Origin of the sequence: Bradyrhizobium oropedii (assembly GCF_020889685.1) — a bacterium.
GTDB lineage: Bacteria > Pseudomonadota > Alphaproteobacteria > Rhizobiales > Xanthobacteraceae > Bradyrhizobium > Bradyrhizobium oropedii.
This window is the reverse complement of record NZ_JACMYO010000218.1, coordinates 1-12,619: the sequence shown is the minus strand read 5'-3', so window position 1 is coordinate 12,619 and position 12,619 is coordinate 1. Positions and strand designations below refer to the sequence as shown.

The following is a 12,619-nucleotide window of genomic DNA, read 5'->3' as shown; positions in this document are numbered from 1 at the left end:
ATGCATCGCGGTGACCGCCAACACATTCTGTTGCAGTGGGATTGCCCCCCGACTGCTAGACTTGATTGGGTTAGTTAAGGAGTATGGCAAAAAAAATGAGCTAGCATGGCGACAATGAGAAGCGGCGGCCCATGCCTGCCGGTTACTGCCAAAATTCTGCAAATAGCCGGAAGGCCCGAGCGTTTCCCGCGGTGGCCGGTGCCAGCACTGAAGCATGCTAGCCGGGACCGAAGATCATATACAGCAGCATCGTGCCTACAACGGCTGTCCAGCCGATCGAAGCGGCAACGGCCCATACCTGTATCGGCATTGATGGCCCCTCGCAATTCAATGAAGCAAAACGAAGAGGCCGCTGGCGCTGGACAGCGACCTCCTGGACCCGATCTCAAATGAACGTCTTGGAAATAAAATCGCCGCCGAAGGTCCGTCATGACTAAACGACGAATCAGCAACGACGTGAAGCCCAAACACGTCCGATCCCCAGCGAAACTATTGAGACGTTGCGAGATCGACACACCATTCCGCCCCGGAATGGCTCGCCGGGTCATGGGAGCACGCTCTCAACCGCCAGATGTTGGATCAGAACAATGACATTTCGCTGGCTTGAAAGGTTCGGGGACGTGCAGCGTTCGTCTCCCCCTTGGGGGCTTTCTGCAAAGTCTGCCCTTTGCCAAGCAATTCGCAATTTGTCCCATTTGGCGCCCTCTTCGCGCCGTCTTGGCGTCTCAGAACATCGTCCTCGGGGGAACTTTTACGCGCGGTTAAGGCTTGGAATCGTAAGCTCCGGGTGGGGATCTGACGAGGGAAAGCGCATGGGACAATTACGCCAACGCGTGGTTCAGAGGGATACTCTCGAAGCACGGCTCGCAGAGCGAGCGAGAGAGCTACGGGACGAGGCCGCGGCCCTCGCCCCCTGTGCAGCCAAGGAAGCGCTGATAAAGCTCGCCCGATACGCAGAGACAAGTGCACACCTGAGCGGAAGGTCTTCGCCGGGGCTGATGCTCAATTGAATGACGGAAACCAAATCCTGGGACTGCAGAGTAAGGCCGCCTCATTTGGCGGCCTTCTGCATTTGGTTCGGCTCGGTACTCTACGCCGAGACTGCATGACCTACGTCCTCGATCGAGCAAACTGAAACTATCAGGCGCCGTCACCCGCGTTGAGAAGGTGACGGCGCCTGTTCAAACCCGCACTGGCTTGCCTGCCCAGCCGATAAGGTTGCAGCCGCCCCTGCGGCCATTCGCGCGTTCCCCGTATCACTCAGTAACAAACGCGACACCAACCCATGCGCCTTTTCGCCAAACGACGTTGCACGCGTAAGTCTTGCTAGGAGGAACGATAAGCGTGAATTGGTCAGGAAGAGGTGATGGCGGATCATCTGCCCTCAGCGCCGCGCCGCTCTCTGTGATGTCGCCGACGATGCAGCACAGTGACAAGTCATCGAACCTGATCAAGCCATTGTCCAGCGATGGATTACGCACAGACTTTCGCCTGTCGGGAAAAGCAATCATTTCCGAGCCCATCAATAACCAATGCAAATTTGAACGATGCTGCGCGAGAAAGATTGCGTTTCTACTAAAGATCGAGGTGCCGCGACCAGTTCGAAGCCGGCGATGCGGCTCCCTCGGGACTGAACACCTGGCCCTTCAGCGCCAGGAAACTGTTGCGCTCATGATGGCGGGCTAACAAGCCGCTGCTCCGCCGAATAGAAACAGCCCCGATCTGGGCGATAGACCGGGGCCGTTACCGGGGTGAAGGCTTAAGGCCTGAACTCACCCCGTCGGAGTTACACGGGGTATTGTTGTTCCAATGATGGTGCGCCAATGGCCCAATCCGCTCCTGCGAGTGGCCTTACTTGGACAGCCGGCGCGCGGTCCGTATTTCAGCCGGCGTGCTGGAGTGGTTGAAGGCGGCTCTTGCGCGGGAATGTGAGGTCGCATCACTCGGCGGCCTCTTCATTGCCGTGGCCAGACGACGACTGGATCCCACTGGCGTCGCCAAGGTCAGAAGTGCTCACGGTGAACCCGGCAGCGACGTCCGTCGCTCGGCGAGCCCAGCTCAGGGAGAGCTGGGCTAGGGCGCTTCGGAGGTTGTAGCGGTCAACCTCGACCAATGACGTTAGGTCTCTCTTGAACTTCGTCACCTCTGCGATTGTTGCAGCGCGCTAATACCTTTGCCCCAAAAGGCGGCGTGCTGTTGGACCTCTTAGTTCGGACTAGTTCAGAATGGCAATTTGTCGCAGGCATTTGCCGATCTACCATGTCCCCAGTCGTGCGGATTGGCGGACAACGACACACCGACCAGACACATCGTGCGATAAGGGATCGCCGCTCCGGCCTAGGGAGCGACGGTCCCGCCCAATTGCGGAGCGATCAGCTCACTCGAAAACAGGTTGAATTCGGAATAGCAACGCTCACCATCGCGAAAGCAAAATTGAGGCCCGCGTTGACCAATCGAGACGGCACGCTTGAGCGGCAAACCATCAAGGGTTTTCTCGGGATTGAGAGCTCCGATGACGGACTGGCATTTAGAGTTGATGTTGACGCCGATGATGGCTCAGCAATTTGGACGATTCCCTACAAGCATGCGATCTGGTTGGCCCAGGCGATATTAGAGATTTCGCCCGTCGCTGTTGGCCGGCAAACTGCCGGCGGCTCTGTGGAGGGGACTAATCTCGTCGGCGAGCGTCTCAACGTAGAAAGAACTCGCGTGCTTGTGAAGGTGCGCTCCGATCATGCTGCGATCTCCGCTCAGGGCGCTTGGTCGTCCGACAAAACACCGGGCACCACAATTCTTATGGTCGACAAGTCGATCGCGGCAGATTTGGTGGAGCAACTCGGAGCGTTCCTGGCTTCCGCTCAGGCTCTATCTCGACCGTCGTAGTCGTTCTATCTCACGATTGCGGAAATGGCGCGCTCGAAGCGCGATAGCTGCCAAAGCGTATCGCACCAGCCGAAAGGTGGCCGATCACAGCCCCCTCGGCACAGTCGCGCCGTAGGCACAAGTCGCAGGAGTGGGTAACCAGAAAGGGTCCGCACTGAGGTCGAATTCCAGATATAGTACCGCCATCCGCCCGGCCGAGGCGACGGTCACAGACGCCCAATGGCGTGGCCGCCAGAAGGATACGTGTGTGACCAGGCCTGCCCGATCATGGGATTATGCGCGATCATTGCGGCAGGATCCTAGTTCTCTCATCAAAGCGCGCTTGCGGTCATCTGGCGTTGAACAAGAATGAGCATGCCCAATGCCGTCACCGATGTCAGTCTGGAGGCCTTGAAGAGCGTTGCCTGGCTTGAGACCGCGTGGAAGGAGCTCGAAGCTCGAGCCACTCACTCGTTCTTTTTGTCCTGGCTCTGGATCGGCACTTGGCTACGGCATATTCCGGATGGCACCCAACCGCACGTCCTCGTAGCACGGTCGTCAGGCAAGGTCGTCGGGTTGGCGATTATTGGCCGGCGCAGAGCCTGGAGTCTTGGGCCGCATGCGCGGGCACGTTGGCTGCTCAATGAATCGGGGGATACCCGTTTCGACCGGTTGTTCATCGAGTGCAATAGCATTCTTGCGGAGCAACCGGACACCATTATCCCGGCAGGACTCGACGCGCTGACGTCCCACTTGCGCCGCTCGGACCAGCTGGTGCTTTCCGGAATTGATGCAGACGTCGAACTGGCCGCTTGCCGCGCCGCGGGCCGGGCTGGGCTCGTTAGCGAGGTGAAACAGGCCGATACGGCCTTGTGGGTAGATTTCGCGAAAGTCCGTCAGCAAAAGAAGGATTATCGCGCCACACTGGGCCGCAGCACTCGCCAGGCCGTGAGCCGTGCCATGAGGTTGTACGCCGAACGAGGCCCCCTTGAACTCCGGATCATGGAAACGACGACCGAAGCCCTGGCCGCGTTCGATCTGTTGAGCGACTTTCATCGGTCGCGATGGGGACGCAAAGGGGCTTTCGCCAATCCGGGCTTCCGTCCGTTCCACGAGGAGCTCATCGCGCGCGGAGTACCCACGGGAGCGGTCCGCATCTCACGGACGTTGGTTGGCGACCAGACGATCGGGGTCGTGTACAATTTCGTGCATGACGGCCGCGTCCTGAACTATCAAAGCGGCTTTCTCTATGAGAGCGATGGCCGGCTCAAGCCCGGACTCGTAAGCCATGTGCTGGCTATCGAGGAGAGCATCTCGCGCGGGGAACGCGGCTACGACTTCCTGGCTGGTGTCGCCGGGCACAAGGCCCATCTGGCAAACAGCGAGTATGCCATGAAGTGGATCGCAATAGGCAGAGACGGTCCAGAACGCCACATCGAGGCGAAGCTCCGTGACGCAAAACGGACGCTACGAACGATCGTTACGAACCTTCCAAAAAAGAAGCTGCGGCTGTTCGGGTCAGCCACTGCAAGTTGAGATACTGGCCGCGATCTCCTCAATCTGGTCCGCAGCAGACTGCTGGCCCGGGCGGCGGCGTCGCGGCCGGAGCTGCCCACTGCTCACGTGTCATCGATGGCCTGAATGTGTACGCCCTTCACTGCCCTTCCAGATGGATCATCCATGCTCGCAAACTGCTGGGACCAGAGAAACGCGGTCGGCGTCGAACACGCAATCGAGGGACCGACGGGGACGGTTAGGCAGGCCGTCGGATTCTTGAAAATGCTGTCAAAGATGGTCCGATAGAAATATCCTTCCTTCGAGGTCGGCGTCTGCTTCGGAAAGCGCTTATCCGCCTCTGCGAACATCTGATCCGAGACTTTGCCATCGGCATGATTCCTCAAGCACTCGATCCAGCTGTACCCAACTCCGTCTGAAAACTGTTCTTTTTGACGCCACAAGATCTCCTGGGGCAACAGGTCGGTGAAAGCTTCCCTCAATATGCCCTTTTCGATCTTCGCACCGGGGCACATTTTCTCGGCCGGGTTTATCGACATCGCGTAATCCAGGAATTCCTTGTCCAGGAACGGTACACGGGCTTCCACCCCCCAAGCAGCGGTTGCCTTGTTCGCGCGACAGCAATCGTATCTGCTCAGCGCAAAGAGCTTTCGGACAGTCTCCTCGTGGAATTCCTCTGCGGACGGGGCCATGTGGAAGTAGAGATAGCCGCCGAATACCTCGTCAGCGCCTTCTCCGGACAGCACCATCTTGATGCCCATTGCCTTGATCTTACGCGCCATAAGATACATCGGCGTGCCGGCACGAATGGTGGTGACATCGAAGGTTTCCAGATGCCGGATCACGTCGGGCAACGCGTCCAACCCGTCCTGCACGGTGAATACAACTTCATGATGGACCGTGCCGATGTGAGCCGCCACCTTTCGCGCATACTTCATGTCGGGTGAGTTTTCCAAACCCACGGAGAACGAGTGTAGTCTTGGCCACCAGGCCTCCTCGGTCTCCCCGGACTCGATCCGCTTGAAGCGGTGCCGTGCTGCGAGCGCTGCGATGAGCGAGGAGTCGAGCCCACCGGAAATAAGTACCCCGTAAGGTACGTCGCACATCATTTGCTGCTTCACTGCGGTTTCGAGTGAGGTCCGGAGCTCCTGCAACGACGCCTTTTTGGTAGGAAATGCATGCGCCCAATCTGGATCATACCATTTGACGAATTCCCGGCCCTTGCCGCTGTAGTAATGTCCCGGCGGAAACTCCTGAATCGTCTCGCACACCGGATCGAGAGCCTTCATTTCGCTTGCGACATACGTTACGCCGTCGCCGCTCCATCCGATATAAAGCGGCACGATGCCGATGTGGTCTCGGGCGACGAAGAAATCGCCGGTACGTTCGTCGAAGAGGGCAAACGCAAAAATGCCACTCAGCATCTTGCACAAATCCGGTCCGTACTCGTCGTAGAGATACAGGATGATCTCGCAGTCTGATTTCGTTTTCCAAGCGTGCGGCCGCTTCAGTGCGTCGCGCAAAGCGACATGATTGTAGATCTCACCGTTCACAGCCAACGCCCGACCCGCGGCGACGTCGAGAAGAGGCTGGGCACCGTGCTCCACGTCGACAATGGAAAGGCGTTCGTGAGCCAGCATCGCGCGTTCGCTGGCATAAATGCCACTCCAGTCCGGCCCACGGTGCCGAACCGTCTTTGCCATCTCCAGCGCCCGGTTGCGCGCCGCTTCAAACGATTCCGTGAATTCGAATATGCCGACGAAGCCGCACAAGGTGATTAGCCCCTCCGAATGCCCGGCTGATCTGTCTCACTACAATCAGCGCGTGCCTTGAACTGAAATACCCGACAGTGGCATCGAATTCGCTAGCTGAACAGCGGACAATCCGAAGTAATCAAAATGCGTTGAGAGGCTGTCTGGAGCCAGAGCGCCGTGTTTGCGCCTCAGAGCGGCGAGATCGGGCATACGGCGGACGATGCTGACGGACGCCCCCCGGAGCAAGCCGGCGCTGGTTTGGCGTAGAGGTTGTCCCGCGGCGGATACCTCGCGCCATGTCCATGTGTCATGGGTGCCCAAACGGATCTGGTGATCTGCGGGATAGTGGATGAGGCCGTGGCCCGATTGCCCCCAGGCGAGAACGCCTGGTCGCTGGGCCGTTCAACGACGACCGCAAAGCTGTTGCCTTAGGACCTTGCCACGTTTGAGCGACGATGCGCCGGCCCGGGTCGCGTCACCGTCGATCCGGGCCTTTCCAATATCAAGCGGGACTGCGTGGCGCCCGGTTTACCCCGGCGCTACGGGGATTAGCCGAGCAAGACGGCTGCTTACCGTTCCCGCAACGCTTCCTGCTTGTATCTCGCCAGCGGCGAAAGCAGGTAGCTGATGATCCTGCGCGTACCCGTCTTGATCTCGACTGTCACCGCCATGCCCGGGCCGAGCTTGACGAGCTTGTCCTCCACTTGCATGTGGGTCTGGTCGAGCGACACGCGCGCGGCATATTCCAGCTCCTGACCTTTCGGCTCGCTGCTGCTCTGAGTAGCACCCGATGGGCGGTCATTCGACCCCTGCATCTTGTCGCGCGTGATGGCATCCGTCGATACGCTGAGCACGTCGCCGTGAAGCAGTCCATAGCGCGTGAAGTTGAAGGTATCGATCTTGATCTCCGCCGCCTGCCCCGGATGGACGAATCCGATATCGCGGTTGGAGAGCATGGCCTCGATCTCGAGTTGGCTCTCGCTGGGGACGACTACCGCCAGCGCCTGAGCCGGGGTCACCACCCCCCCGACCGTATGAACGGCAAGCTGCTGCACGACCCCGTCGACTGGCGCGGTCAGACGCTGGAGCTTGGTGCGCCGATCCGCCTTGATCACTTCCTGCGCCGCGCTGGCAGCCTTCTGTTCGGCCTTCGCAAGTGCGTCATAGGTCGCGCGGCGATATTCCGCGGCAGCCTTTTCCTTTGTTTCCTTCAGTAGCGCGATCGCCGCATCGGCTTCGCGCAGCCGGCTCTTCTGCAGCACAAGGTCCTGCTGCATGGCGACCAGCTCCTGATACTCGGATAGATAGACGACCTTCGAAGCCAGTGCCTTTTCGACGAGGCCCTTGCGGATATCGACCCTCTCCTGCAGCACGGGAATGGTTGCTTCCAGCTTGGCAACGCTCGCCGATGTCGTCTCTCGTTCCGCCTCCTTCTGCCCCTGCTGCCGCTCGATCTCGGAAAGCTTGGCATTTTGCTCGGCGCGCTCGCTGATCAGGAACTGGCGATGCATCTCGATCTCGGCCGCGCTTGCGTTTTGCGGAGCATGGAAAGCGGCGAGCGGATCGGCTGCGAGTGCCGCCCGCAATCGCGCTGCGTCGAGTTCGGCCGCCAGCAGATCGCTCTTCTGGCGCTCCTGGTCGGCTTCCGTCATCGTCGGGTCGAGCTCGATCAGAACGTCCCCGGCCTTCACGCTCTGGCCGTCGCGGACCTTGATGGCGCGGACCACACCCGTCTCGAACGGTTGGATCAGCTTGGTGCGGCCGCCGGGCACGATCTTGCCGGTCGCCGTAGCGACGATATCGACACTGCCGAGCGTCGCCCACAGCAGCGCGATGCAGAACATTGCGATGATGCTCGCTCCGATCGCACGCCCGATCGGTGACGGCGGCGATTCGGCGATTTCGAGCGCCGCCGGCAGAAATGCAAGCTCGTGCTCCCGGCGCCGAAGTTCGCGCCTCGGAAACGGGACGATGTTGCGACTAGCGGACGTCATGGATGCCGGCCTGCAGGTAATGAAGATTGGCGTAACGGCCGTTGGTCTGGATCAGCTCGTCATGGCTGCCGTCCTCGACGATGCGGCCATGCTCGAGCGTGATGATCCGGTTGGCATTACGTACGGTCGACAATCGGTGAGCGATGACGATCACGGTCCGTCCGGCGGAAATCCGCCTCATGTTCTGCTGGATCGCACGCTCACTTTCGTAGTCAAGCGCGCTGGTCGCCTCGTCGAAAATCAGGATTCGTGGGTCGGTGATCAGCGCACGCGCGATTGCGATACGCTGGCGCTGTCCGCCGGACAGGCTGCTGCCGCGCTCACCCACGACGGTGTCATAACCCTCGGGTAGCTCCAGGATGAAGTCGTGCGCGCCGGCCAGCATTGCCGCTTCGATCACGCGTTCCATCGACATGGTCGGATCGGTCAGTGCGATGTTGTCCCGGATCGTGCAATTGAACAGCACGTTTTCCTGCAACACGACGCCGATCTGGCGCCGCAGCCAGCTCAGGTCAACCATTGCGAGATCGACGCCGTCGACCAGTACGCGTCCGCTCTCCGGAACATAGAGACGCTGGATCAGCTTGGTGATGGTGCTCTTGCCCGACCCCGACGAGCCAACGATGCCGATGACCTGGCCCGGCTCGATACTGAAGGACACGTCGTGCAACACCTCGGGGCCGTCGATGCGATAGCGGAAAGTCGCGTGCTCGAACCTCACTTGGCCGCGGATCGGCGGCAAGGCAGCGCGGGACGGAGTGAAGCTCGGCTCCGGAATGGTGTTGAGGATGTCGCCGAGACGATCGATCGACAGACGGGCCTGGTGGAAGTCCTGCCAGACCTGCGCAAGCCGCAGCACCGGCGTGCTGACGCGCGCGGCCAGCATGTTGAACGCGACGAGTTCGCCGACGGTCAGCTCTCCGCTAATCACCAGCCGCGCGCCGAAGTAGAGGGTCGCGGCGATGACCAGCTTGTTGATCATCTGAACTGCCTGGCTCGCCGTGTTGTTCAGGCTGAGCACGCGGAAGCTGGCGGCGACATAGCTGGCGAGCTGCTCCTCCCAGCGGCGCTGCATCTGTGGCTCGACCGCCATGGCCTTCAAGGTCTCGACGCCGGTGACGCTTTCAACCAGGAAGGCCTGATTCTCGGATCCGCGATTGAACTTCTCATCGAGGCGCGCGCGGAACAGCGGCGCGGCTCCCGCCGATATGCCGATGTAGAATGGGAAGGACGCGAGCACGACCCAGGTCAACGTCGTCGAGTAGTAGAACATCACCACAAGGAAGACGACCGTGAAAAGAAGGTCGATGACCAGCGTGAGCGCCGAACTCGTCAGGAACTGGCGGATATTCTCCAGTTCGCGGACGCGCGCCACCGAATCCCCGACGCGGCGAGTCTGGAAATAGGCGATCGGCAGCGCCATGAGGTGACGAAACAGCCTGGCACCGAGCTCGACATCGATACGGTTTGTCGTATGCGCGAATAGATAGACGCGCAGCGTCTCGAGAACGGCTTCGAACACAGTCAGCACGACAAGGCCGACGACGAGAACGTCGAGCGTGCTCATGCTTCGATGCACGAGCACCTTGTCAATCACCACCTGGAAGAACAGCGGTGAGACAACGGCGAAGATCTGAAGGAAGAACGACGCCGCCAGCACCTCGCTGAGCAGGCGGCGATACTTTTGCATGGCGCCGACGAACCAGGAGATATCGAAGCGTCGAGCGAGATCAGTCAGGCTGGCGCGCCGGGCCATTAGAATGATGCCACCATCCCAGATCGCCTCGAGCTGCGCCTGGGTAAGTGTTTCAGGGCGCGGAGACAGCGGGCGCTGAACGAGAAGCTTGCCGTCGATGAGCTTGCCGAGAATCAGGAAGCTGCCGTCACGCAGCAGTGCAATTCCCGGCAGCGGCGTGACTGCAAGCCTGCCCCAACTGGTCCTCTGCACCCTTGCCTTGAGCCCGAAATCCTTGGCGCAGCGCAAGATTTCAGTAACGCCGAGGCGTGCCGCGCCCACCCGGTGGTGGATTTGGCCTGGGTCGGCAGCGATCCCGTGGCAGCGCAGCAAAATCGCGAGCGCAATGAGCCCGGATTCGTCGACGTCTTCGGGAGCGGCGCTCGCAGCCGGCGCCCCGATATCCGCGGCCTCGTTCGCAACGTCGCCGGAAGCGGTAAAACGCGCCCGCATCAGGATGTCGGGCGCCTTCGTCAAGGTATCCCGGGCCTTCGTCAAGCCGTCCCGAACAAGCATCAGGAGACCACCGGCGTGGCGGATCAGGCCGCCGCCCAGGCCAGCTGCTCGAGCGCGGATGTCGGCAATCGCATGACGCGCGCGGTGCGCGAGGCCCTGTGAGCCGAGCGAGATCAAGCCGCCATCCCAGATCGCTTCAAATTCCGCACGCGTCATCCGCCGCGGATGCGACGAAGTCGGGTGCAGCACAAGCGCCACCTGGTCCTCGACTTTTCCTAGAAGCAAAAATCCGCCGTCACGCAGCGACGCGATTCCAGGCAGCTGGATGCCCGCCAGCCGCGGCCAATCCATCGTCGTCGCACGGACTTTGACCCCGAATTCGTGCGCGCAACGAAGCATTGCGCGGATGCCTATCCCCTCATCTCCGCAGCGATCGCGGAGCTGATCGGGTTCAGTGTTCACGCCATGGAGGCGCAGGAACAGAGCCAGCGCTCGAAACCCCAGATCTGGCGGTACGTGGGCATTTCCGTTCTGGATCGCCATTTCCTTACTCTACTCCTCGCGGCTAAGCGGCCGCGTTGTTGTTCCTTTTCATGCACATGGAATTCCAATGACGCCTGTCCGAGGATAGGCGACACACGCCTGCTCGCGCCAAAACGGCGCGCGCAATCATCAAAGCATTAGGGCCTCGAACCGCGAGGAGGTTTCAGCGCGACGGGATACTTGAAAATTGCCCCCCCGATTGGCTGAGCGCGTTGGTTAACGAGCAAAAATGGCGAAAAAACTTTCGAATTGTGATTTATGCACACGCAAGTTGTGGCTGGAAACTGAGCTAAACTCAGACGTTCTACGCTCACAACGAAGTATCGAATCGGAAGCCGTATGGCGATTTTCCGTCAAACGGCGGCAGCCCGCAATCCTCTGTTGTGCGTCGGCTTTCACCGTCCCCATCGCGGGTGCTGACCGACCACTTTTGCCGCTCCGCTTCCAGGAAGCTGACGGTGCCGCACCCGGGCGCAAAGGACCCGGGTGCGGCACGGCGTTAGTGGTGCGGCCTCGTCAGGAACGAGTTCTGAATCCAGGCAGCGCCATTCGAAATGGCTGCCGCGATCTGCCCCCCGTCGACCCGACCAGAGCCACCCGCCAGATACTGGTTCAGCAGCGCGAAGCTATGGCTCGCTTGGGACCCTTTGGCCGTATCGTAATTCGCCAAAGAGGTTGTCTGCGGCAAGGTAGCTGCCAGCGTGCTGCTGCCCGACCCAAGGTGGTGGTGGTGCAGCCCATGGTGCTGGCTTGTCGTGCTCCCTGAGGTTGCGGACGGCCGGGGATCCGTGACGGTGATGGTCTGTGGCTTCGCCGACGCCACGGCGCCAGTAACCGGGTCGGTCGCGCTCGCGGTCAAGGTGAGAGTCGCGACCGGATGAGAATTGCCCCGGTAGTACGACGTCAGCGTCAATCCGCTGGCGACCTGCGCAGAGCTCAGAGTGATGTTGTTACCCCTGAACGTCGTGCCATCGCCGGTCGTGATCGTCTCATATCTCGGCAGCCCTTTGATGTTCAGGCTGACTTTATCGTTGAGATCGGTCGTGGACAGCGTTGTCCCCAGGTCGATATGACCGCCTCTGCCGTTCACCGTGAGCGAGCTGTCCGCGACGGAGAGCACCGGCTGAGTCACCGTCGGTGTCGACGGAGCTGTCGGCGTCGTCGGTGTGGTTGGCTGAGTCGGCATGGTGGGCGTGGTCGAGATCTGAAGACCGGAGAACGTCTTCACCGCGCCCGAGAGATTAGCGGCAAGCCCCCCGGAATCCGTGATGCTCGCGCCGTTCGCGAGATTGACGGCCGTGATGGCGAGCGCCGAGGTATTCGTGTCAGTCGCCGCGACTTTCACCTGGAAGGTGAGCGTATTTGTCCCGGAGCCGCCAACATAGGTGGCGCTGGCACCATCATTGAGCGACAGCGTCGGCGTACCCTTGACGGTCACGGCCTCGCTCAAGCCGAGCGTCAAAGTGACGACATCGCCGACATGCTCGGTTCCGGTCCCCGGCGAAGCGGAGGCCTTCGTCACCGTCGGCGCAACGTTCGGGGTGGTGGGCGTGGTCGGTGTGGTCGGCTGCGTCGGCGTGGTCGGCTGCGTCGGGGCGGTCGCCGCCGCCCCTGTCAACAGCGTCATGTTTCGGTAATCGACGGCGACGGTCTCGGGCGCCGTCGATCGATAGACTCCGTATTCCCAATTGGTGGCTTGCCCATAACCCAGGGGGCCGCTGTAGTTCACGACCTGTGTCCCGTTGATCGAGACCTTCAAA

Annotated in this window: 6 protein-coding genes and 1 pseudogene; 2 read left to right on the top strand and 5 right to left on the bottom strand. The window is 60.6% G+C overall.

What is annotated here, in order from left to right:
- Window positions 1-1,256: 1,256 nt before the first annotated feature.
- Window positions 1,257-1,511 carry a PilZ domain-containing protein gene (locus H8A95_RS44595; protein ID WP_420839515.1) on the bottom strand — a complete coding sequence of 85 codons (255 nt, stop codon included), beginning with the start codon at window positions 1,509-1,511 and terminating at the stop codon, window positions 1,257-1,259.
- A 748-nt stretch (window positions 1,512-2,259) separates the two neighbouring features.
- On the opposite strand from H8A95_RS44595, the gene H8A95_RS37110 reads away from it, so the two are divergent.
- Together H8A95_RS37110 and H8A95_RS37105 are read left to right on the top strand one after the other, a co-directional pair.
- On the top strand, window positions 2,260-2,883 hold the full coding sequence (locus H8A95_RS37110) for a hypothetical protein (RefSeq protein WP_229187575.1): 624 nt from the start codon (window positions 2,260-2,262) through the stop codon (window positions 2,881-2,883).
- A gap of 354 nt (window positions 2,884-3,237) precedes the next feature.
- Window positions 3,238-4,398: a GNAT family N-acetyltransferase gene (locus H8A95_RS37105; RefSeq protein ID WP_229187574.1), complete on the top strand. Its 1,161-nt coding sequence runs from the start codon at window positions 3,238-3,240 to the stop codon at window positions 4,396-4,398.
- A gap of 83 nt (window positions 4,399-4,481) precedes the next feature.
- On the opposite strand, the gene asnB is transcribed toward H8A95_RS37105, so the two are convergent.
- The 4 genes and pseudogenes from asnB to H8A95_RS37085 all read right to left on the bottom strand — a co-directional run.
- Window positions 4,482-6,149, bottom strand: coding sequence for an asparagine synthase B (asnB, locus tag H8A95_RS37100; RefSeq protein WP_229187573.1), 1,668 nt, complete (start codon window positions 6,147-6,149; stop codon window positions 4,482-4,484).
- Window positions 6,150-6,700: 551 nt separating this feature from the next.
- The gene (locus H8A95_RS37095) at window positions 6,701-8,125 is read right to left on the bottom strand and encodes an HlyD family type I secretion periplasmic adaptor subunit (protein WP_229187572.1); all 1,425 of its coding nucleotides are present in this window, start codon (window positions 8,123-8,125) and stop codon (window positions 6,701-6,703) included.
- Window positions 8,112-10,859: a type I secretion system permease/ATPase gene (locus tag H8A95_RS37090; protein WP_274617705.1), complete on the bottom strand. Its 2,748-nt coding sequence runs from the start codon at window positions 10,857-10,859 to the stop codon at window positions 8,112-8,114. The genes H8A95_RS37095 and H8A95_RS37090 overlap by 14 nt, the downstream gene beginning before the upstream one ends.
- A gap of 499 nt (window positions 10,860-11,358) precedes the next feature.
- Window positions 11,359-12,619: pseudogene (locus tag H8A95_RS37085) on the bottom strand (hypothetical protein); the annotation flags it as partial.